Annotated in this window: 21 protein-coding genes; 4 read left to right on the top strand and 17 right to left on the bottom strand. The window is 41.5% G+C overall.

Annotated features, from left to right (window positions below; translation table 11 throughout):
* Positions 1-285 precede the first annotated feature (285 nt).
* On the top strand, positions 286-1,278 hold the full coding sequence (gene rhuM / locus W293_RS0108470; protein WP_025652023.1) for a RhuM family protein: 993 nt from the start codon (positions 286-288) through the stop codon (positions 1,276-1,278).
* Between the two features lie 110 nt (positions 1,279-1,388).
* A complete protein-coding gene (locus W293_RS0108465) occupies positions 1,389-2,132 on the top strand; it encodes a zinc-dependent peptidase (protein WP_025652022.1) in 744 nt (247 codons plus the stop codon).
* A 130-nt stretch (positions 2,133-2,262) separates the two neighbouring features.
* On the opposite strand, the gene W293_RS0108460 is transcribed toward W293_RS0108465, so the two are convergent.
* From W293_RS0108460 to W293_RS0108440, 5 genes are all read right to left on the bottom strand, one after another.
* Positions 2,263-2,949 carry a hypothetical protein gene (locus W293_RS0108460; RefSeq protein WP_025652021.1) on the bottom strand — a complete coding sequence of 229 codons (687 nt, stop codon included), beginning with the start codon at positions 2,947-2,949 and terminating at the stop codon, positions 2,263-2,265.
* Positions 2,950-3,861: 912 nt separating this feature from the next.
* Positions 3,862-6,636, bottom strand: coding sequence for a phosphoenolpyruvate carboxylase (gene ppc, locus W293_RS0108455; RefSeq protein ID WP_025652020.1), 2,775 nt, complete (start codon positions 6,634-6,636; stop codon positions 3,862-3,864).
* A gap of 269 nt (positions 6,637-6,905) precedes the next feature.
* Positions 6,906-8,048 carry an FMN-dependent L-lactate dehydrogenase LldD gene (gene lldD, locus W293_RS0108450; RefSeq protein WP_025652019.1) on the bottom strand — a complete coding sequence of 381 codons (1,143 nt, stop codon included), beginning with the start codon at positions 8,046-8,048 and terminating at the stop codon, positions 6,906-6,908.
* A gap of 202 nt (positions 8,049-8,250) precedes the next feature.
* A complete protein-coding gene (dld, locus tag W293_RS0108445; protein WP_037025212.1) occupies positions 8,251-9,957 on the bottom strand; it encodes a D-lactate dehydrogenase in 1,707 nt (568 codons plus the stop codon).
* A gap of 65 nt (positions 9,958-10,022) precedes the next feature.
* Positions 10,023-11,726, bottom strand: a complete 1,704-nt coding sequence (locus W293_RS0108440; RefSeq protein ID WP_025652017.1) for an L-lactate permease — start codon at positions 11,724-11,726, stop codon at positions 10,023-10,025.
* A 293-nt stretch (positions 11,727-12,019) separates the two neighbouring features.
* Here W293_RS0108440 and W293_RS0108435 point away from each other — a divergent pair, with 293 nt between their 5' ends.
* A complete protein-coding gene (locus tag W293_RS0108435; RefSeq protein WP_025652016.1) occupies positions 12,020-12,925 on the top strand; it encodes a LysR family transcriptional regulator in 906 nt (301 codons plus the stop codon).
* A gap of 144 nt (positions 12,926-13,069) precedes the next feature.
* On the opposite strand, the gene W293_RS0108430 is transcribed toward W293_RS0108435, so the two are convergent.
* From W293_RS0108430 to W293_RS17520, 8 genes are all read right to left on the bottom strand, one after another.
* Positions 13,070-13,750 carry a DUF421 domain-containing protein gene (locus W293_RS0108430; RefSeq protein WP_025652015.1) on the bottom strand — a complete coding sequence of 227 codons (681 nt, stop codon included), beginning with the start codon at positions 13,748-13,750 and terminating at the stop codon, positions 13,070-13,072.
* 265 nt (positions 13,751-14,015) lie between these two features.
* Positions 14,016-14,690 (bottom strand): glycosyltransferase, encoded by a 675-nt coding sequence (locus W293_RS0108425; protein ID WP_025652014.1) that lies wholly within the window; start codon positions 14,688-14,690, stop codon positions 14,016-14,018.
* Between the two features lie 40 nt (positions 14,691-14,730).
* The gene (locus tag W293_RS0108420) at positions 14,731-15,528 is read right to left on the bottom strand and encodes a class I SAM-dependent DNA methyltransferase (protein ID WP_025652013.1); all 798 of its coding nucleotides are present in this window, start codon (positions 15,526-15,528) and stop codon (positions 14,731-14,733) included.
* Positions 15,512-16,372 (bottom strand): PIG-L deacetylase family protein, encoded by an 861-nt coding sequence (locus W293_RS0108415; protein ID WP_025652012.1) that lies wholly within the window; start codon positions 16,370-16,372, stop codon positions 15,512-15,514. Before W293_RS0108415 ends, W293_RS0108420 begins: the two co-directional genes overlap by 17 nt.
* Positions 16,360-17,442: an acyl-CoA dehydrogenase family protein gene (locus W293_RS0108410; RefSeq protein ID WP_025652011.1), complete on the bottom strand. Its 1,083-nt coding sequence runs from the start codon at positions 17,440-17,442 to the stop codon at positions 16,360-16,362. Before W293_RS0108410 ends, W293_RS0108415 begins: the two co-directional genes overlap by 13 nt.
* A gap of 18 nt (positions 17,443-17,460) precedes the next feature.
* A complete protein-coding gene (locus W293_RS0108405; protein ID WP_025652010.1) occupies positions 17,461-19,038 on the bottom strand; it encodes a trehalose-6-phosphate synthase in 1,578 nt (525 codons plus the stop codon).
* A complete protein-coding gene (otsB, locus tag W293_RS0108400) occupies positions 19,035-19,928 on the bottom strand; it encodes a trehalose-phosphatase (RefSeq protein WP_025652009.1) in 894 nt (297 codons plus the stop codon). Before otsB ends, W293_RS0108405 begins: the two co-directional genes overlap by 4 nt.
* 501 nt (positions 19,929-20,429) lie before the next feature.
* Entirely contained in the window at positions 20,430-20,723 is a 294-nt protein-coding gene (locus W293_RS17520) for a molybdopterin-dependent oxidoreductase (RefSeq protein WP_264673011.1), read from the bottom strand.
* Positions 20,724-21,592: 869 nt separating this feature from the next.
* Between W293_RS17520 and W293_RS0108385 the strand changes: the two genes are divergently transcribed.
* Positions 21,593-21,907, top strand: a complete 315-nt coding sequence (locus W293_RS0108385; protein ID WP_025652006.1) for a hypothetical protein — start codon at positions 21,593-21,595, stop codon at positions 21,905-21,907.
* Positions 21,908-22,143: 236 nt separating this feature from the next.
* On the opposite strand, the gene W293_RS0108380 is transcribed toward W293_RS0108385, so the two are convergent.
* From W293_RS0108380 to W293_RS0108365, 4 genes are all read right to left on the bottom strand, one after another.
* Positions 22,144-22,347 carry a CsbD family protein gene (locus W293_RS0108380; protein ID WP_025652005.1) on the bottom strand — a complete coding sequence of 68 codons (204 nt, stop codon included), beginning with the start codon at positions 22,345-22,347 and terminating at the stop codon, positions 22,144-22,146.
* Between the two features lie 237 nt (positions 22,348-22,584).
* Positions 22,585-22,965, bottom strand: coding sequence for an MgtC/SapB family protein (locus tag W293_RS16300; RefSeq protein WP_051395081.1), 381 nt, complete (start codon positions 22,963-22,965; stop codon positions 22,585-22,587).
* Positions 22,966-22,989: 24 nt separating this feature from the next.
* Positions 22,990-23,553 carry a transposase gene (locus W293_RS16295; RefSeq protein ID WP_198015433.1) on the bottom strand — a complete coding sequence of 188 codons (564 nt, stop codon included), beginning with the start codon at positions 23,551-23,553 and terminating at the stop codon, positions 22,990-22,992.
* Entirely contained in the window at positions 23,528-23,833 is a 306-nt protein-coding gene (locus W293_RS0108365; protein WP_025651943.1) for an IS630 transposase-related protein, read from the bottom strand. Before W293_RS0108365 ends, W293_RS16295 begins: the two co-directional genes overlap by 26 nt.
* Between the last annotated feature and the right edge of the window lie 66 nt (positions 23,834-23,899).

The raw sequence follows: 23,899 nt of genomic DNA, 5'->3' as shown, positions 1-23,899 counted from the left end.
TATTATTTATGACGCATACACGGGTTATGACAGGCAGATCGGCAGGTGCAAGACGTCCAATATGTAGCCTGTGCCTTGTCTTGACTATAGCGCGTCTACGAGCCTATGCACAACAAGCCTGTGACTTTTTTAAAGTTGTCACCGTTAAAATACAACACAACAATAACTTAACTGCTGCAAAAAACAGCGATATCTTGCTTTCTTAAGGGTTCGCTAGCGATGGTACTTATATGAAGTGCTCATCTGAACAAACCCTTATAAACCCATTTAAGAGGATGGAGCAACATGGATGAAAAGAAGTTCGAGATTTATTTGGCAGATGATGGGCAAACTCAAATTGAGATTCGTCTAGAGCGCGACACCTTGTGGCTCTCACAAGCGCAACTGGCGACATTGTTTGAAAAAGACTCTGATACGATTGGTTTGCACCTAAAAAACATCTATAAAGAAGGCGAACTCGACCCCGAAGCAACTACCGAGCAATCCTCGGTAGTTCGTAAAGAGGGAAACCGACAAGTGCGACGCAACATTCGCTTTTACAATCTAGATGCCATTATTTCTGTGGGTTATCGGGTTAATTCTAAAAAAGGCACGCAGTTTCGTATATGGGCGACCCAGCGCTTACGTGAATACTTAGTGCAAGGCTATACGCTCAATCAGCAACGCTTCGATAAAAACTCTGCCGAGCTCCAGCAAGCGTTAAACTTAATCAAAAAAACAGCCCAAAGCCCTGAGCTGAATACTGATGAAGGGCGCGGCTTAATTGAGATTATCAGCCGTTATACGCAGACGTTTTTATGGCTACAACGCTATGATGAAGGCTTGCTTGACGATCCAGCAGGGCAGGAGGGCGGTGTATTGCCTAGCCTAACTGAAGCGATGAGCGCACTAAACAATTTAAAAGCGCAATTAATATCACGCGGTGAGGCAACTGAGCTATTTGCCAAGCCTCGCGGTGACGGGTTAGACAGTGTACTGGGCAATTTGCAGCAAACCGTGTTTGGCGAGCCTGCCTATCCGACTATCGAGAGTAAAGCGGCGCATTTATTGTATTTTATGGTCAAGAACCATCCCTTTACCGATGGCAATAAACGCAGTGGTGCTTTCTTATTCGTGGATTTTTTACATCGTAATAAGCGGCTGCTCAATGAAAGTGGCGAAATGGTCATTAATAACACGGGACTTGCTGCTTTAACCTTACTGGTCGCTGAGTCTGATCCCAATCAAAAAGAGACGTTGATTAAATTGATTATGAATATGCTGTCATTAGAGGCTTGATATACAGAGATATCATCCATGAGCGCTACAAAAGATAAGTCTAACTATGAATATTTGCAGTTATCATTATAACAACAACGCTTGATAATCAATTTTAAGGAAAACAACGCATGTTTAGCATAATAAAAGACTGGCACAATCAGCGCGTACTCGATAACAGTGACTTTACTAAGGCGGACTGGATGCAGGCTGCCAAGCGTATTGTGATACTTGAGCGCTTAAACGAGGACGAGATGACTCGTTTGTTTGAGTTGGCGACGTTGTTTTTGGATGATAAATCCATTACGGGCGCACAAGGCTTTGAAATCACAGATGCAGTCAGGCAGTCCATTGCCTTACAAGCCTGTTTGCCGATATTGAATCTAAGTCTAGAATGGTACGCTGGCTGGTCGTCCATTATCATTTATCCCGGTTCTTACAAAAGTGACAGTACCACTGTAGATGAGTTCGGTATCGTCCATGAAGGCAGCCAACATCGTAGCGGCGAAGCGTGGCTGCGTGGACCGGTCATTCTGTCATGGAAGGATGCCAAGCATTCAGGCGAACGCGATGGTCACAATGTCGTCATTCATGAGTTTGTCCATAAGCTCGATATGCTCAATGGCCGTGCTAATGGCTTTCCACCATTGCAACCCGGCATGGATCCTGCGCGCTGGACGGAGGTTATGGCGCGAGATTTTGAGGATTTTCAAACGCATCGTAAGTCAGGACTGGATCGATATGGCGCGACCAATCCCGCTGAGTTCTTTGCGGTGCTCAGCGAAGTGTTTTTTGAGACGCCAGAAAAGTTGGTCGACGCATATCCAGATATCTATGAGATTATGGTCAAGTTTTTTAAGCAAACACCGATGTAGTTGATGTTAAATATATTACATATTAAAAAATGAATATATAACAGTGTAAACACAAAAGGGGCAGTGCATCATACAGAATACACTGCCATTTTTTAATCTTTAATAATTAAATCATGTGCTTATTATCTAATTAGACCGTCCACTGATCATTAACAATAGCCACCAAATAACGTTTGCCTTGATAATTATCAAACACTAAACGCAATACACGCCAGTCCATACCATCATACTCTTCGCTACCTTTATAATAAAACTCAACAACATCGGATTTTTGATAGATTTTTTTTAAGTTATTGATGGTATTACCATTACGACGAAACTCATTGATGCTGACAGTGCTATCATTGTACTTTTTGGCATCAACCCAAGTATCTAAGTATTCTGGCAGCGGAATCACTAATGGGTCGCCAGTACCGTCAAGTTCGCCCCAAGTAAAGCGAATTTTTGACTGTTGCAGATATTGTGCATATTGCTCACGGCTAAAGGTTTTATCCGTTTCAGGGCGTACATAAGCGTACATGGAGAACCTGACGCCACGTGTGGGATGGATATCATCCGTGATACGAGCAAAGTCATTGTTAGCGAGTGCACGCTGGATACGTAGCGCTTGCTGTCTGAGTGTCTGCTGGCTCATATCAGAGAGCACTTGTGATGATGCGCTGCTGGTTTGCGGATTAGAGATGGTCGCGCTGGACTCAGCAGACGATTGGCAGCCAGTGACAATAAGTGTGGCCATCAGTATTGATGCCATACTTGTAGCGGTTGAGCGTTTATAAAGATAAGACTGAGGCATATGAAAACGAGATGACGGCATCATAAAAATATCCTTATCGTAATAACATTAGGTATTGGAATTATTTTTTAGATAGAGATCGTTCGATTAGATAATGACTTGTGTAGATATAAATTAATAATGGTTGTGATGTTCGTTAATACATAGCGGCTCATTGTTCAAAGCAATATTCAAAGCAACCATTGAGATTAAGTTAGCAAATATAGTCAGCATGAACTGTAATAATTGGTTTAATCCAATCTCCCTCAAACCGTTGGTTTGTTTTCGCATAATGTATATTATGTTAAATGATGGCTGTGTGGTGTTGAGTTCATGATATCTGTTTAATGCCTTCTAGCTCAATAGCAACACATAGTCTACAACTTATTATTCGGTTCTTACTTTGACCTACTTCACTATCTATTATAGTTAAACAGTTCTTACGATCTGCCTGGGGTTTTTGTACGCCTAAATATTTTTGGACTATAGTGTATTTTTGATTTAGCTCAATGTACTTATTAATACCAATAATGCGTTCAAATCTTGCCAGTACACCAACTTGCTATTCGGTGATTCCCACATGCTTTGTATTGAAGTATTATCAAAGCAATTGTCATGTTCTGATCTTTATCTTTAGCCTCTAAAATTATTGACCCCTATAGTCAAATCTATATAAACAAACTTGATATATTTTAGTTAGGCAGCCTGACGATAGAAACTCACCCACATCTGCATCCGTAATCTAGAGCTCAAAGGAACTACTAAAAACTGACTTATTCCATCTATTATCATTTGTCATAACGTTTCTTATAAAGATAAAGATTAGTTCCTCATACAGACATTCAGCTACTAGTATAGCTGAATGTCTAAATTAGTTAACCCTACACTTCTTCAACCTTCCTAAGTTGATTAGAGTAAAGTAATGTATTTAGGTATCTGAATGTACTTCTCTAGCAATCATCCCGTATTGCGCAAACCTGCTGCTAAAGCATTGATACTGCGTACTAAAGTATCTTCAACAGCAAGATCACCGTCATTACCAGTAGCATCTTTTTGTCTGGCACGTTTTAACAGCTCGATTTGTATATAGTTAATTGGATCTAAATAAGCATCTCGCCATTCAAGGGAAGCGGCAAGATTCTGCTGATGCGCCAATAATGAGGTCTGATTAAGCAGGGAGTTTAAACCTGAATAAGTCAGCTCATGCTCGTCAGTCACCGCTTTCATAATCTGTTCACGTAAAGTCTCATCGTCACATAATTGGCTATAGGCATGAGCAATACTCATATCAGACTTAGTAAACGCCATTTCAATATTGCTAATAAACACGTTAAAAAATGGCCAGTAGTCAATCATTTCCTTCATTAATGCTTCATCATCGATGACGCTATGCAGTGCACTGCCAACGCCATACCAAGCTGGCAGTGTAAAGCGCGCTAATGACCAACCAAATACCCAAGGAATGGCACGCAAAGTGGTTTTACTTGGTAGGCCTTTATTACGGTGCGACGGACGTGAACCAATATTTAATAAAGATATTTCTGCCACTGGCGTCGCTTGTGAGTAGAATTGATAAAAGCCTTCGGTATGGTCAGTCAGCTGACGATAATGCTGTTCACCCGCGTCTGCTAAACGCGCAAAGAGTGCTTCGTAATGTGGCAACTCAGGCGGTTGTATTACAAATTTTGAGGAGCAAGCTTTGAGCGTGCCAGTGATACCCATGGTCAGCTCAAATACCGCAGTATCAGTGTTGGCATATTTGGCATAAAGAACTTCGCCTTGTTCGGTCACTTTGATTTGCCCATGCAGTGTACCGGCAGGTTGCGCCGCAATTGCTTTATGGGTTGAGCCTCCACCACGACTGACTGAGCCACCACGGCCATGAAACAAGCGGGTTTTGATACCATATTCCTCAGCGATACGGTTAATGGTTTGCTGCGCGCTATACAGCTGCCATGCAGAGGTGATAATACCGCCATCTTTTGATGAATCTGAATAACCCAGCATGATTTCTTGCGTGTTATCTAAGTGTTGCAGCAACCCTCGATAAAGCGGATTATCCAAGACGGCAGGTAAAATCTTATCGATATTTTTAAGGTCTTCGATGGTTTCAAACAAGGGTGCGACGGGTAAGTCAGCGGACAGTTGCCCTTCGTCATTCACTGTACATAAGCCTGCAAAGCGCATGAGTAGTAACACTTCTAATAATTGACTGGCGTTATTGGTCATTGATATGACGTAACTGCCGAAAGTATCTTGCCCGACCAGTTTACGTAAGGTTGCCACAGAGTTCATCAAAGCCAATTGTTCGCGTGTTTTATCACTCAAGTTATCGGTATAAATGAGCGGTGTACCGGGCTTTTCAAGTAAGCGCGTTAGCCACTCTTGGCGCTCGGTTTCACCCAATGTTTGATAGTCTGGCAGATTAGAGGCATTGGCAAAAATATCGGCTATCACCTCGCTATGATAAGAGGACTCTTGACGAATATCGAGCGCTGCCAAATGAAAACCACAGGTTTTGACCAAACGAATCATATCAAGTAATAAGCCTTCGCCATGTGCCGTATCGTGAGTATTGACACTTTTCCGAATGATGCGTAAATCTTCTAACAATTCTTGCGGATTGGTGTAAGCATCTTTTTCAGCCTCGCTATCACTACCTTTGCTTTGAATATGGCTATTAGTCGATTTTATTTTGGCAAGAATAATCGATAACAGTCTTCGGTACGGCTCATTGTTGTAATCGTCAGTATTGTAATCAAAGACTCGTCTGTCGAGCTCACGATAACTTTCAATTTTTGTATACACGTCAGGTTCGATAGCGACAATTGTATCGCTGTGAATCAGTTCACGACGCAATTTTTTGATCAACACTTGATAGTGACGCAAGACGGTATTGGCATGCATCAATACGGCCATTTCTGTGGTGTCATGAGTGACAAAGGGATTGCCATCTCTGTCACCACCGATCCAAGAACCAAAGCTCATGAACGCCGGTAAGGGATAGTCTGTTAGCTCAGGATAGATATCAACAATGGCGTCTTTAATATTACGGTAAACTTTGGGAATGGCGCTGAATAAACTGGCATTGAAATAATGCAGGCCATTATTGATCTCGTCATAGACTAAAGGTTTACGCGTGCGTACTTCATCAGATGACCATAATAAATCAATGGTTTGCGCCGTTTGTTCTTTCGCTTGCTCATAGGCGAAACTGTTTTCAGGAAGATTATTCAAAGCATCGCTATGCTTGAATAAACTCTGCAATAGATTCATCGTCGTACGGCGACGCGCTTCAGTCGGATGGGCGGTGAATACTGGGATAAATTTTAGTTGCTCAATCAGCTCTTGCATTTGGGCGGGTTCAATATTGCGCTCACGACATTCAAGCAGCGTACGCCGAAACGAGCCTTCCCAGCTATGTTCCGATTGCATACGCAAGGCTTGACGTTGTTCTCGTAAGTAATTCTCTTCACTTAGATTGGCTAAGAAAAAATAGATAGAAAAGCTGCGGATGACATTTTTTAAGGTTTGGTTATCTAATGAGGCTATGAAGTCGATGAGTTGTTGCTGGTTCGCTTCGTTAGGCGCGCGTCGTTGTTGGATAAAGCCTTTGCGCAGGGTTTCAATCGTATTAAGCGTTTGTTCACCCGTTTGCCGAGAAATCGCCTCTCCTAGAAATGAGCTTAATAAGCGGATGCGTTCGCGTAGTACGTGGTTATCAATAGTCATCCTTGATCTCCTGATCAAATTCATTAAAAATAGTCGTGCCGTCTTAAATGTAGGTTTTCTATGGTGTAAGCCATTTAACCTGTTTATGTGGATCTCGAAGCTCTCGCTTCTCATCAGCCAAGACGTTGCTAGCTTTAGGTATTAATCATTTATTTTTTGGTGATACTGGGTCAGCCATTCCTGTAATGGTATATCTGTCTATCCCTAGTCAGCCAACAATATTATGAGTTTCATTATTACGATTGATGACTAAACTAACGGCTTCAAGTTTAATTCTCCAGCTTTACTAAACAGTCAGAATTAATATCAGCAATCGTTTTGGCACCAGTCAAGGTCATTGCGACGCGTATTTCTTTATCTAGCAGTTCTAACAAATTGCTTACCCCTGCACCGCCATCCGCTGCTAAAGCATAAATAAAAGCGCGCCCTAGCATGCAAATATCAGCGCCCAAAGCCAACATACGCACAATATCTAAGCCATTACGTATACCAGAGTCGGCTAAAATTTTAATCTCTCCTTTCACCGCATCAGCAATAGGAGGCAGAGCACGTGCACTGGATAAAACACCGTCCAGCTGTCGCCCACCATGATTCGATACGACTATGCCGTCGGCTCCAAAACGCACCGCATCTTTGGCATCTTCTGGGTCCAAAATACCTTTGATGACCATAGGCCCATCCCAGTACTCGCGAATCCAATCTAAATCTTTCCAAGAAATAGAGGGGTCAAAGTTATTACCTAGCCAGCCTATATAGTCTTCCAATCCTGTTGGCTTACCTAAATAAGTAGAGATATTGCCCAGATCGTGCGGACGGCCATTTAGCCCTACATCCCATGCCCATTGCGGATGCGTCATAGACTGTAAGTAACGGCGCATAGCAGCATTTTTACCGCTCATACCAGAGTGCATATCTCGGTAGCGTGCCCCTGGTACTGGCATATCTACCGTAAAAACCAAGGTCGAACACCCCGCCGCTTTGGCACGCTCCAAGGCATTTTTCATAAAGCCTCGGTCTTTTAATACATAAAGCTGAAACCACATTGGACGGATGATTTTAGGCGCCACTTCTTCAATCGGACAAACCGAAACCGTCGACATGGTAAACGGAATGCCTTTTTGATCGGCTGCCATAGCGGCTTGTACCTCCCCACGACGTGCATACATACCTGTGAGACCGACTGGTGACAATGCGACAGGCATGGATAGGGTTTCGTTAAATAATTGCGTCTCGAGACTGAGCTGTGACATATCATTCAGTACACGTTGCCTAAGAGCAATTTTTGATAAATCTTCAACATTACGCTTTAAGGTATATTCCTCATAAGCACCGCCATCTATATAATGAAATAGAAATGGTGGCAGTCGGCGCTTGGCAGCAGCCCTGTAGTCGTTTGGAGATGAAATAATCATACGCTTACCCTTTTTATGCTGTTAGATATCTATGTAATATTTTTGAATCTCTAATGGTGTGTTGATTAGTGCCAAATGATATATCTTTTTTTATTCTAGCTTTGTACTCGTGCTTCAGCATAAAGATCAGCGATAGAATGCTTAATCATAATGAATAGAACTGACTTGCTTTTGAAGCATAAAGCTCAGCCTACACTAACTATTACACACAGCACGAGCAGTTGCGTTTATTTTTTGATGTTTTACCAATGCCAGGATTAAAGGTATTGGTTGGGTCTAAACTTTTATAGAAGTTCTGCAAATCAGGTTCTGCTTCATATAAGTGTCCGACATTATGTTCAGCAGGATATTTTGCGCCGCGTTGATTCAACAGCTCTAGCATCATCGTTTTCACATATTGAGCATCACTACCCTTTTTCAAAATATAGTCTTGATGAAACACATAACAAAAGAAGTGTCCGTAATATAACTTCATTTCTAAATGCTGTGTAATTGCTTCAGGTAGGGTTTCAAGCCACTCTAATTCATTACGTGGTATAGCAATATCGAGCGCTAATATCTCGCCTACTTCTTTTTCATGGATGACCTCATATCTTAATGCTGCACCGGCGGCTGCGAAACGGTTCAAAAAAGCACTTTCTGACTCTTCTTTACTACATTCAAAATAGCTACCGGTTTTTGATGCCGCAAAAAACGACTGCAAAAATTCTTGAGCTTCCACTATCCCGTCATCACTCATTTTTATTATGAGATGATGCTCATACTTATCACGGTACGCTAGCATGCGCTCAGGTAAATGTTTTGGAAATAAGTTAGCTATAAACTGCATGACTTTATCGGTGAAATGCTTTGGCATCCATGACCACTTATGAAATTTAGCGTCAATAGCGCCTTTGATAGAAAACAATCTAGGTAAGGCATCTGTGCCGAGATGCTTAATACTTAGGAACGTGTCTTTACCGTATTTAGCGGAGACATCAAATATATCACGATGCATATACTCGCCCACTTCAGGGATATTGTCGAAGTTTGATAGTATCTGCCTTCTGAGCTGTGCAAGCTCACTCACACTGTTAGTGCCTATGTAAAAGGTTTTCTCTTTTGCCGCTATTGGATAAGTGTCAAGACGTACTGCAAACACCGCAAGCTTGCCAGCGCAGCCACTGGCTTCATACAGTCTGCGCTTGTCCGCATTAAAGCGACTGGGCGTGCTTGCATCAACGTCTTTTACTCTGGCGATGTACTCTTTGTCAGATGCGAGCTTGCCACTATCAGGTAATTCTCTTTTATCAAAATTACCATTTTGCAAATTAGTCAGTATTTCTTCTGGCGTATCACCTAGCTCTACGTCTAGATGATTAACCAATACCAGCTGTCCTTGTTCGTTTATTTGGGCAAACAACGCAAGCTCGGTATAGGCGGGCCCTCTTTTGACCAAAGCCCCACCAGAGTTATTAGATATACCGCCAATAATAGACGCGCCTAACGTCGAGGAACCGATGACGGAATGAGGCGCTCTATTGACAGCATTAAGCTGACTTTGTAGCTGATGCAATGTCGCACCAGGCAAGCTGATCACTTGCTCGTTGTCATTCACCAAATACAACTGGTTCATTGCAAGCGTATTAATCACCACAACTGGTCTATCGTAGTCATTACCGCTCGGTGTTGAGCCTTCAGTCAGACCTGTCTTAGCCGCTTGCATGATAATGATGCAGTCGCCTTCAACGCATACTTCTAGGCTACGCCAAATCTCCAGCAGTGTTTGCGGAAATAAAACGGCTAAGGCACTGCCACCACCAGAGCGCCACCCCATTCTATAGTGCTCATTTTTCTCTGGATCAGCCTGTACATTACTAGCACCCAGTAATTGTGTTAGCTTGTCTAGTACTTGATCAGCACTAAGCATGCCTTGAGAATCGCGATTTGACGAAGATATATGATGCTCCTTATCTTGTGATTGTGTGTCATTCATCATGCTAAGGGCCCTTGAAAACCAAAAATGTAAATGGCGGCCATGACGATGATGCCACAGAACAACACATAGTATATGGTGGGTAAAATAGTACGCCTAAGTGTGGCGCCCTCCATACCAAGTAAACCCACCGTTGCTGATGCAGCCACCACGTTATGTATGGCAACCATATTACCGGCTGCGGCACCAACCGCTTGAGACGCTATGATTAGAGAAGGTGAAATATGTAAGCTCATGGCGGCTTCATATTGGAATTGACTAAACATCATGTTAGAAACGGTATTAGAACCCGCGATAAAGGCCCCTAGTGCACCAATGGTAGAACTAATTAACGGAAAAGCGTTGCCAAAAGTACCCGCAAACAACTCGGCACTGGCGACTGGCATACTCGCCACATCTGATAAGTTTACCCCTGAATTGATAAAGATTCTGACCATTGGAATCGTAAAAACCAGTACAAAACCAGCTCCTAAGACCGTTTTAGTTGATTCTTTAAAGGCATTATTTAGTGCACTACCTGGTTTTTTAGTTTGCAGAGCAGCGGCAACCAAGGCGCTTATTACTAACAAGCCTCCAGGTAAGTACAGAGGACTAAAACTAGCGCTTACATCTGCCTCTCCTAAAACCGTCGTAAAATCTAACGTTGCACTGGTTAATAAGGATTCAAATCCAGCGAATACTCTTGAGCACACCAGTAAGACTGCAACGAGTAAATAAGGGAACCACGCCATAACCGCAGACATCTTTTTACTGGTTAAATCAAGCGTCACATCTTCTTTACTGACCACCAGTTTACCCATCCATTCGCTTGGCCAGTTTTTCTGAGGCGCAAAATCCCAAGTTGTTTTTGGGACTAAAAACCCTCTTTTAGCAGCGTTTACAACAATGGCTATACTAACTAAACCTCCGACCAGTGAAGGAAACTCTGGCCCTAAAAAAACACCGGTTATCATATAAGGGATTGTAAATGCCAAGCCTGCAAAAATCGCAAACGGCCAAATAGCGAAGCCTTCTTTCCAGCTTTTATTCTTACCAAAAAAGCGGGTGAGCATCATCACCATAAAAAGTGGCATAAACGTACCAATGACACCATGCATGATAGCCACTTGACTGGTAATCAGTTGTAAAAAGTCGCCCCATTGTAGTCCTTCTTGTGCCAGTTGAGCGCTAATGGCCGCTTTATCTAACCCATTATTTACCCCAATAACGATAGGCGTACCGACCGCACCAAATGATACAGGTGTACTTTGTATCATCATTCCCATCAACACCGCACCCAGCGCTGGAAATCCTATCGCCACCAGCAAAGGCGCAGCAATAGCGGCAGCTGTACCAAAACCTGAGGCACCCTCAAGAAAGCAGCCAAAGCACCATGCAATAATAATGGCTTGCACACGCCTATCTGGCGATACATTGGTAAACCCAGCACGGATAACGGCGATTGCACCAGTATTTTTCAATGTATTCAGCAAAAAAATAGCACCAAAGACAATCCACAACACCGAGACAGTTATCACCAAACCCTGAATAATAGATGATGACACTCGGTTAAGCGTCATATCCCATATAAAAATGGCAAGCGCAGCGGTAACAGCTAAAATAATTGGCATTGTTTTTTTGGCCGACCATTGCAAGCCTATAAGAAAAATACCACAGAGAACGATTGGCAGTAATGCCAACAGCCCATATATTGTTTGATTCAAAATTACATCCTTTTGATTGTGTGATCTTCCTTGAACCAAGTCATCGCAGCCTTTATTTTGACGACTCAATGATGACTAAGTTGTATTAAACATTCACAAACAGGGACTGCTAATTTATCCAAGCCGTCTTGTAGACAAAACCGAGCACGACTTGCGACAGTCTATGGCCCATGTTCAAAAAGCCCTAAAACAGTCTACGCCTTGTTAATTAATTGATATATTGCATCAATGGACAATGTTATTTTCCTTTTTTGCTATAATCTAATCCGCATTACGCCAATTGGAGCACAAGTATGGTCAAAGCTGACGATATGGTTTTATTTGTCCAAGTTGTTGAGGAAGGGTCATTTTCTAAAGTCGCTGAAAAGCTATCATTAACCAATTCAGTAGTGAGCAAGCGCATTGCAAGATTAGAAGAGAACTTAAATACTCAACTCATTTATAGAACCACTAGAAAGTTGAGCTTAACCGATGCCGGCAGGACGCTTTACGACAAAGCTAAAATTGCTAAACATGCCTTTCAGGAAGCTGAAGATGCAGTAACGGGTTACAGCGAGGATATGAAAGGCACCATACGAATAACCCTGCCTGTGGTCTCTGCAAATTTGATATTGAGCGAATCTATTGCTGAATTCTGTAAACAACATCCTGAAATATCGGTGGATTTACAAATTACCAATCGCTTGGTTGACTTGATAGAAGAAGGTTTTGATTTGGCAATAAGGACCGCTGAGCTTGAAGACTCATCGCTCATTGCAAGACGTCTTATAGATAGCCGATGGGTGATATGTGCGACGCCAGACTATTTAAAGCGATATGGTACGCCTCAAACCCCTGAAGAATTAGACAATCATGAGTGCATAATCTATAAGTTAGATAATACCTCTAACAACATATGGCCAGTATGTATAGACGGCACAGAGCAATTAATGCCTGTCCATGGTAGGTTTCATAGCAATCATCTTAGTGCGATTAAACAAGCCACGCTCAGCGATTTAGGCATTGCTTTTTTGCCCCAAGCGTTGGTCCATGAGGAGATACAACAACATACACTTACTCAGATTTTGCAACGGTTTACACGAAAGGAACTGGGCATGTATGCAGTATATCCTAAGGCCAGGCAACCAGATCAAAAGTTAAAACTGCTCGTTGCACATTTGCGAGACTCATTACATCGGAAACAGGCTTACTACTGCTAAGTAAAAAGCCTATTTTGATGTCTATAAAAAGATGAATGAAATAAAAAAGCTAATAGAGCCTTTCCTAAAAACTGTGTAACTGCTTATTCTCCTGTTATTGGATTATAAGCAGTTACACAGTTTTTAGGATAGCCTCTGCCGAATTTAATTTACGATCTTAGTACTAAGAGCCTTAGCCCAACCTACTGAGTGTTGACAACGGCTACATTCTTCATTTAGATCTGATATATATTTCACATAACCACAATGCATACAAGCGTAGGGCTGCCCATTCTCTATGGTTTTCGCTGCCTGAAACTCTTTGGGGAAAATAGGTAGCCCATACTGGGTCTCATTGCGTGGAAACAATAGTACACTAAACTCACCATCTGTTTCGAGCAATCCTGTCTCTACTTGTCCTAAATGACGCACGCCATATTGACGCATTTCAGCAAAGAACTCATCATGAGACATTTTATCTTTCTTAACATCTTCAAGTACAAACAAGCCATTTTCAACGATATAAGTAGCTTTGCCTTCTAGTAAATTCTCAAAAACCTTATATTTTGCGGTAACCCAAGTACACAATCTATAAAGTAGCAGCACAATACCCATGATAAGCACAGCTTGAATAAGCGGCAAATCTTTAGTGAACATGGGGTCACCAGCGATAGATCCCAGTGATAGAATAATAGTTAACTCAAAAATAGAAAGTTGGCGAATGCCTCGTTTACCCGTGAATCGTAGAAACAAAATAATCATAGCAAACATCACTATCACACGTATGACGATTTCAGCGGCAAACGACCAAGTCGTGTCATAGATAAAAATACTAGCCCAATCCATTAATTACCTCCCTGTGTATAATGTCTAGACCCTGATCTAGATTAAAGATGCTTTAGTTTTTATGATGTTGAAGAAGATTTAGTTTGAAGGTATTGAGGTAAGACGCCTCTCCCTCCTTCTTAAACTTTACGCACTTACTGGTATGAATATAGCTGTCTGAGGTTTGTAAGCTGTCGATTAAGCTTGTTTGACAGGATTTCTAATTAATATTTTTGAAGTATATCCACATTCAGTAATAAGTAAGTAAAATCTGATAGTGAGTATATTAATATAAATTATTGTTTTCTAGATTAGCTAAAAACACTGCAAAACCTTCTGTCGCCCGAGCTTTCAAGCGGCTACTGGTCAGCACACGAACGCGATTGCTCCAAGTAATAGCATAGCCTTGGTCTTCAAACTTTTTAACCAAATCCACATCTTCATGGCATGGCAGATGCGTAAAGCCGTCAACAGCTAAATAAGCCTCGCTGTTAAAACTTAAATTTGCCCCATGAATATGACGATGTCCCATCCTATCTTGATAATGAGCGATATAATCTTCGCGCGTTTGCGGCGTCAAATGTGCCCAGCTATCAATGTCTACCACGCCGCAAATCATATCAGTCGGCTGATAGATAATATGTTCAATTTGCTGTACCAACCAATCCATAGGCACAACTGAATCAGCATCTGTACAGGCAAGCCATGTCGCACCATTTTCGATCGCATAACGAATTCCAATGTCTCTCACTTGTCCCACACAGTGATAGTTACAGCATAGATAATCAACACCTATAGCTTTGACGATGGACTGCGTATCATCGGTACAGCTATCAAGCACCACCAGCAGACATGTTTCAATCGTTGGGGGCAATTGCTCGATAGCGGCCTGCACTGATGCTAAACATTTAGCGATAGTCATCGCCTCGTTATGAGCAGGAATTACAATACCGATTCTCATATCTCCTACCTTTGCCTATTTTGCTGAATGCTACACTTTGTCATACCAAGTTTTCTTGCATAGCTACCGAGCTTGGGGAGCGTTGCCAAACATCTAATAAGAAATCGCTGTCTATTATTTTGCTTTGATGAGTGAACGTAACCTGATGCTTCTCATTATTTGTGAAATTAAAAACATCGTGCAAGCGCTGGTGCACGGTCTCACCTGTCATCGTGAAACCCTCAATAGCATACCGCCAATGACAGCATAGTAATGTACCGCCTACAGCAAGGTTTTGCTCAGTCCAAGCGATTACTGTGTCAATATCATTGGGTGATAAATAATATAAAATCTCACTAATGACAATTAAATCAAAGGGCGGCTCATTAACAGGTGTACTAATCGATAAAAGATAAGTATCCCAAAGGGCATCTTTTAAAGTCAATAATCTATTGGGAATAACCCCTTGTATCACCTTAACATGAGGTAACTCTGCTAAGCGCTCTTTAGCAAGTTGCACCGCCTGCTGATTGCCATCAATACTCACCAAAGCATGACAACGTTGAGCCAATAGTTCACTCAGTACGCCGTTGCCACAGCCTAATTCAATGCCATGCTTATATTGAGATTGCGGCAGTATCGCTAGACACATATCACGTTTTCGTTTTTCATACCAACGAGTTTGATACTGCCATGGATCGGTATTGTCATTATATAACGCGTCAAAATACGATTCTGAATAAGCAGCTAATTGGTTGCTAATAGCAGTACCGTCAGCGGAGACAGTTTTAGAATACTCTAAACTATCGACTAAGTTACTGATATCCATTGGTGGCTTAGGTTTAGGGGTGTGACTCATATAAATAGACTTCCCAAGGTTGGCTGATTCTAGCAATCGCTTTCGCCGATAAGATTGGTGGGCTTCCCGTGCTGTCATCTGCAGTAATTTGACTTTTAAAGCAGGTGATGGCTTGGAGTTTACGCTGTAATTGCTCAGTGGTTAAATTAACTCTCATTGCACAGTGCCAAGGGATACGGCTATCGCCAGGTTTTGCCCAATGCCACGCCCAAATTAATACTTGATAACAAGCTAGGTGCTGCTGCTTGGCAAATGAAGCGACCACTTGTCCAGTTGCCTCATGATCAGGATGTCCGTCATTTATAAAAGTGGTTATTAAAATATCCTCAGGTTGAATAATTGCGGATAATTCTTGGTGAAACTGATCTTGTTGGGCAAAGACATTGCCATCTGCTAAATTTAGAGCCATAGTCGTGACCTGATTAGCCACACCCAATACTTCCAGCGCTTTAACACTTTCTTGTGGTCGGATAGTATCAAGGCTTTCTTGAGAATAAATTTGCGAGTTCGGATGACTTTGTGTGCCATTGGTCACGTGAATAAGAACAATAGGATTGCCATTTGCTGCCAGTTGTTGCAACAGACCCCCACAGCCTAGTACTTCGTCATCAGGATGCGGGGCGAAGATGCAGACTCGTTGATAGGGCGTAAAGCTTTTTGTAATCTCCAATTGAGTCAAATCTTGCAGCCCTACCCAATTTTGCCAAGCTTCTTGACTGGTGCCATCACCTTCAATAACACGGTCACCCACGATCGGATGGTTACCTTCAAAAATAGCAGCATTCGCGACGGCATCATCTTTGGGTATAAGCTTTGTAGTGTTAATAGATACTATAGTTGCCATATATTATCCTGCTTGTCTGTTAACTCATTGGCTAAAACGCTAGTTAACTCACCGATTTTCTGTAAGTCAAAAGCGCCATGGCTTTGGCGGATAAACACGGGCAGATCGGCTGACAATCTTGCAAAATGAGCATTGCGACAAAATGGCGCTGCGCCCAATGCCTGTCCGACAACCTCCACTACTTGGCGAGCGACTTGCTCAACTTGTGACCTTAACTGGCGTATGGCAAGTTCATGGCTGATCTGTGGCTCGCCATCTATTAAATCAGCAACATAATGAAAATATTTCTGAGTAACTGCCAATGCCGTACTAATTTGACCCAAATACATGGCTTTATAATCGTTTGGCTTTTGCTGATAAGCACTGATTAAATAGTCTGCTAGGTAAGACGTTGCTCCATACCAGCAAGCCGCAACGCCCGCTGCCCCATGCCAAAAACCCACCCGTTCTAGGTATTCATTGGCTCTCCCAACTTGAATAGCCGATACTTCATGGAACTGTAATGTCGCTGTATCAGTGGCCTGCATCCCTACCGCCTGCCACTCCTCGTTATCAATCTCAATACCAGATTGACTCATATCTACGACCAGCAATTGCGCTTGATCATTGGCATTACGATACGTTATGAGTCCATGATCTACCATATTGGCCCCTGAACACCACGCTTTGGTACCATTGACTTTTCCTTGCTCATAACCTATAGGATTACCTTCTGCTGCCCAAACGGCCCACAACCCTTGATCCGCTTTATCATAGCCTACTTCATGTAAAATACTTAGCGCATCCAAGTGCGACTCAAACCATTTTGCAATCGTTAAATCAATCCCTGCCACATAGGCCAGAATCTGCCAACGGCTCAACGTACCTGAGACTTCACTATTTATAGGGCTAGCGCCACTTGCCGGATGCGGGATTTTATCGCTATAGGTGATTAAGGTTTTTAAGATATTATGACGTAAAGTATCAGTTAAGCTAAGTGTACTAATGGCTTGATTATCAGCCAGCAAGTTATTTTCTATACTGGCTTTAATCTCTGATAATAAAGAGTTTTTTGCATTTAGCAGTAACATGAGGCCTCCTAATTATCCTTATGAGTCAGATATTGGAACTGAGATAGGGTTCAAGCGATCCGTTTGATGCTTTTTGACATCATACAAATCATTTAAAAAATTCTGCTGCCAAACCTGTAAGTCATCTTGTTGTAGTCCCTGTAGCAGCGATTGATAGCGCGACTGCCGCTCATCTAACGGCATTCTCAAAGCAATTCCTAAACCCTCTGTCATACTTTTTGGCTTATGTGGATCGATAATAATCGCGGCTTGCATTTGCTCGGCCGCTCCTGCATAACGTGAGAGCAATAACACGCCAGGATTGTCAGGGTTTTGTGCCGCAATATATTCTTTGGCAACTAAATTCATACCATCTTTAAGCGAATTGACCCAACCGATATCACTCTGCCAAAACATGGTCATTAATGTCTCGTGGCTTATGACGCTTTCGCAATAGCTGATAGCTTGCCAACTACCCATAGTATTCTCATTTTCAGAAATATCATTTCTACACTTGCTGAGTGAGAACTGTTGATTTATATCATTAACAGCAGTTTTCACATCGTCATAGAGACGCTGATAAGTAGGCACATTTAGGCGACTAGGACAGGCAATTTGTACTAACGTCAGCTGATTCTGATATAAAGGATTTTGCTGTAAAAAATCGCGGTATGCCGAAAAACGCTTTAACAACCCTTTTGAGTAATCGATTCTGTCCACCGCAATAATTTTTTGGGCAGCAGATTTTATAGTGTTTATATTCTGATTGGCTTTAGCATATTGCAAGGATAAATGGCTAATTTGCTGCTGTATTCTTGTCACATTTATGCCGATTGGATAGGCATCAATCCGCAAATAGTGAGGATAATTTAGACCTAAGTTAAGCATAACCTGCGTATTTTTTGACTGAGTAGAGGTACTAAAACCTTGCGGGGCATGTAAGACGTTTATTAGCAAATCTTTTAAATAATAATTGCATACAGCAAAGCAGTTGGCTCTCCCTTGCTGAGTTTGTGTACCAAGCACGTCATAATGAGCAAGATGCCTAATGAGCTCACTGCTTTTATCAAGTGATTGCCAGAAAGGTAATGAGACAAAGGGGATGTGGAAAAAAAAGCCGATACGATTGCAAATACCCAGCTGCCTACAATGATATGCCACACTTAAAAAATGATAATCATGCACCCAAATCACATCATCAGGCTCAATAATCTTCTTTAATTGTTTGGCAAAAAGGCGATTTACCGTTTGATAGCCTGCGTAATCCTCTGGCGCTTGACTAATTAAATCAGTTCTCTCGTGCAATAATGGCCACAATACATTGTTGGCAAAGCCGCAGTAAAACTGCTGATACTGCTCAGTGGTAAGTGCAGTGGTCATATAAGTGATGAATATATTGGCACACGGCGCATCAGCGCCTGATAAAGCAGTTTGTTTGATACTACTAAATTCATTAGTATAATCATCATTATAGCGCTCGACAATTTCACCATTCCAGCCCATCCAAACGACTGATTTTCCGTTTAATACGTCTTGCAGTGCTATTGCAAGTCCACCTGCCATTGGGTTGTTATCAGGCATTTTGACCCGATTAGACAAGACGATTAAGCGGCTCATACCACGTGTCTCCCTCTCACTCTCACGGTTTCTTTTACTAACTCATTATGTTGTTGGCAAAGGCTTAAAAGGCTATCTAGTAAAACAGTCACCTCATGAGTGTCATGGACGTAGTAATTGGCATGAGTAGGCTCACAACCGACCTTAATCCCCATCCCTTTTATTAACTGTGAGTCGTCTTCTAGCAATTTACTGTCACCTTGTACAGCCACAAATCCTGCTTCATCCGTAATATCATCGCCAATAAAAATAGGACAAAAACTTGTAGGGCTCTGCATTTTTTTTAGTAAAGCTAGAATGGCGCTACCTTTATTTACTCCTTTTGGCACCACCTCCCAAACATATTTACCGGATTTTAATGTCCAGTTATCATGACTTTTTAAGTTTTCTACCATGATGGTATAAGCCGCATCAGCTAAAGCAGGGTTTTTTCGAAAATGGAGGGCGACAGAATAGGGTTTGTTTTCTACGATGAAGTCATCAAAGGGAATGCAAGATTGGATAATAGACTTTCTTATTACAGCAAGTTCCATGATATTAACAGATAAAACGTTTGTTTCATTATGGTCACTGCTATCATCAAACGCTATTTCTAATCCATGAGTTGCTGCGATTGGTAATGTTAAAGGAAACAGCATTTGCTTTGCTTCAGCCAAACTGCGTCCTGTCACGGCAGCAATTTTTACACCATGGTTTTGTATCTTTTGTAAAAGTATTAAGGTTGCATTTGGGATGAAGCTGTTTTTAGGATTAAGTGTGAAATCGGCTAACGTGCCATCTATATCTAGAAACAAACAGTACTCTTGCTGATGGAATAAATGGTCAGCAAATTTTTCTGGCGAGATATAGATAGGTTCCCTATTTATGCTGGGGCTTCGTCCTGAAGTCACGTTTCTTCCTTTTTAATGTAGCGTCATGTTTCAGACAAATATGCCATACATTCGAAATAATTTGCGTATCAAAAGCCTTTGCGGTTTCTAATATATTTTTAATATGGACCTAAAAAAGTCTAATACTAAGCCATTGAATTTAATAAGAAGTGTGCCATAGCCACAGTAAAAATCTAGTGACTGGAGTGTGCTGTTTGATGTGAGTTCTGTAACTCACTAAACATGATTGCTATTTATGTTTTATTTTTTAAGAAAGCATTTAAACTACCATATTTAAACCGATTACAATTCACACTAAACCACCTAAGACTTCTGTTCATCAACTATAGATTAGACAACTTATAAAAGACATTTATTGAAATATAGTTGACTAATACAAGGCTGGAATAACTGCTTCATTGAGCGCTTCCGTCATCGAATCGGCATCTTGTAGCCATAAAATTCATGGTCCTCATTGTAACCACCTTGACTTGAGCCGAGATGGGAAAAATCATGGACAAATTAAATTGCAGTAATCCACTTAACCATCTTGAAACCAAGCTCGTTTTCACACCGCAGTCGTAGTGGCGCGCCATGTAGAACACTGAGTGGATCGTCATTCATATCGAGGGCCAGAATAGTCAGTTCGTGCTGCATATTCTCCATTTTGTGGCAGTCGTAGTAGACGCCGCCATGAGCGCCCTCAGTGAGAGAGTAGAAGACGGCGTAGCGCGCCTTCGGCATCGGACGAACCAAGTCGAGTATATGGCGCATTGGCATGCCAGTCCACTTAGCGACATCGCTCCAACCTTGAATGCAGAAATGAAATGGGTTGTAATTTGCTCCTGCTGCAGCATCGCCCGTAACTCAGCCAGGGAGTATTCGCTTGGTCGTTCGACCAATCCATCATCAATGCGCAACTGATATCCGGCGAACTCATTTACTGCAAGATCATCAAACTCTGTTGCCGGGGGTGATTTTTTCTTCAAGTGGATCACGAATCGAAGGGGTATTATGCTTATTGACAGCAGAATTAGGATTTTGATCAGACTTACTCATAATACATCCTTATTTATGGATTAAGATTGTCTGGGTAAGACTGAATAATTAATACTATAGATAGTCTGTTGGCTCAGTTACAGTCATTCCACTATAAAAGTATTACTGCGTTAACCTCGCTTGAAGTATCACTTATACATCTACACTCGGTTGCCTTGTACTACTTTTAAATTGAATCGACTATAGCAGTCTTAATAGTTTGTATAACTTGAGCACATGCTTTGCGAACTGTGTTTGACAAAGTACACCGTGGTCTTATTCGAGCACAGTTTTCATCCTTCATCTATTTTCTTAGCATGCTTTTTAACACACTATCATCCTTAACTATAAACATCACATATCCTTTTAAAAACATGTGGTACACAAGATAACAAACTTTTACCTTTTCCTACCTGAAGATGCTAAATCTGCTTGCTATATTTAACCCGTTAGTCGAGCATTATTTTTTCAAAAAGCATAACGATAACAATAAAAAAATAGAAAATAAAAAAAACAATAAAGGATTGTGCTGATACTGAAGTTAGCTCAATTAAATTATTGTATGACCGTACTTTACAGTCGATTTTGAATAGTTACAAAGTCGATCTCTTGAATCTTTATGTCTTAACTACAATAAGGATATTGAAATGAAAACATCAGTCTTAACTAAATCGATTCAAAATAAATTATGCATAGTATTTTTGGCGAGTTTATTTGGTCTCAGTGCTTGCAGTAGTGAGACAGAAGAGCCTGCTACTAATACAGAGTCTAGTGAGATGACACCTGTGCAAACAGCGAGCGAGGCTGAAGATCAGACGACTGAGTCTACAGAGGAGATAGAAGGTGCAGGAGGTACAGCATACTATTCTAGTAATGGAAATGACCAAAAGGCTGATGATACGGTCTATATCAACGAAAATAATTCAAACCTAGATAAGACACCGGCAGATGGCGTGCAGTAAGTATGGGAAGTCGCGCAATCCAGTAAATATTAAAGGGTTCCTATAAGGTTATTAGCAGTTTGAAGTGCTCCGACTAATCATTATCTTAAAATATCCCATTTTTGACGGCGGCAGCCTATCCTACAATCGAGCCTTTTATCTTTACTCGCCTAACTAAAAGCATTGACTAAAAAAGCCCGTGGCCATAGTCACGGGCTTTTTGCATTTTTAGGGTATGACTATTAAAAACATAATAATCAATATTTATTTTGGTTACGCCACTCATCTACATCACGTTCAGCATCTTCTTTTGAATGACCATAACGCTCTTGGACACGTCCAACCAATTTATCACGATCACCTTCAATATGGGTGAGATCGTCATCTGTTAAATCTGCCCACTTTTGTTTTACTGAACCTTTGACTTGGTTCCATTCGCCTTTTAGGGTCTGGTTATTCATATCATTATCATCCATTACAGCCCTGATTTAAACCCTATTAAAAAAAATGGGCACAGGCTAAGTTTCTACGACAAGGGTGGATGGAGAATAATTTACCTAAGCTGTTTCATGATATGGGTTGTACCAATTTTATTCTGGATTGACTATACTAGCTTACTTAATTAAAACTGCTTTTTGGGTTTGGGTAATTCTAAACGTCCTTGTGTTGAGGATGTCAGCTGGAACCAAATAGAGTAACTACTCCAGCTTATCTTTTGCTTTGAATGGTTCTGAAAATTGCAGGATTAGAAAGTTGACAACGGACAGTATTATTGCAATCTCATACCGCCCATAAGCCACGGAAATGCCGATAGCAGCGGTATTCCATAGACTCGCTGCCGTTGCTGTACCTTTTACCGTATTGTCGCCTTTAAAAATAGCACCACCACCGATAAAACCCATACCCGTAATAATCGCGTACATGATTCTCGCTTCAGGCTCTGATCCGTGATAGATATCTACAGCGACTAGCATAAAAGCGCACGATGCAATACTTACCAAGGGAAAGGTTCTGAGACCTGCACCCTTATCTTTCATCTCACGATTAAGGGCGATCGGTAGCGAAAGTATAAAAGCAATTCCTAGTTGAAGAAAATGATATAGTCACTGCACTACAAAAGAGTTATGTTTTGGATGAATATCATAAAACAATTTAGATAAGTCATTTTCCATCCAACCTTGGCGTAAAAACTTCACTTGAGCCCACTTTTTCTCGATGGGATTTAAGTCAGGACTATAAGGAGGTAAGAATAATAGCCTGTGACCATGCCTGTTAAGCAGCTTTTGAACGCGCTTATGAAAGGCTGCATTATCCATAACGATTACACATTTTCTCTTAAGCTTTGGTATCAGCGTGAACTTGCACCAGTGATAGAAAATCTTTTTATTAATGTTGGTCTTTAAGCAATTGAGTGCAAACAGCGTTTTGCCATATAGTGCACCAATGACGTTGGTTCGATCTTTGGCTTGCCAATTGTAACTGCCAATGCAGGGGCTACCAATGGGTGCATAACCACAAGGACGCATCGTTTCACTCTCAAACCCACTTTCGTCCATATAGACAATAGCAAAGCCTTGAGCAATGTAGTGGTTAAGCTTGGCTAGATAAGTCGCTCTTTTCACAGGACAGGCTTTGGGATGCTCAAGTGTCTTTTTTTTTGCTAACACCAATACGCTTTAAGGCTTTACTGATGCCTGTTGGGCTACAATCAAAACGCTGTGCTCGCTCATAGTGATAATCGTCAGGGTGGTCTTTGACATCTTGAGCTAAGGCTTCATCCTCTATTTTGTAGGGCTTAATATATCGAGTGGTTTTACTATGAAGACGCTTTTTCCACTTCTGGATAGTCGTTGGACTGATATCATAGAAAACAGCAGCTTCAGCAAAGGTCATGCCCTCATCTAAGCTTTTTAAGACTTGTTTGCGAAAATCTAGGGAGTAAGTCATGGTTATTTATTGTGGTAATCGTTTAGTTGATTTATTTTATAACATTTTTGTGGTCAGGTGACTATA

It is taken from the genome of Psychrobacter sp. TB67 (assembly GCF_000511065.1).
Classification (GTDB): Bacteria; Pseudomonadota; Gammaproteobacteria; order Pseudomonadales; family Moraxellaceae; genus Psychrobacter; species Psychrobacter okhotskensis.
The sequence above is the reverse complement of the archived record's forward strand: the minus strand, read 5'-3'. Positions and strand labels throughout refer to the sequence as shown.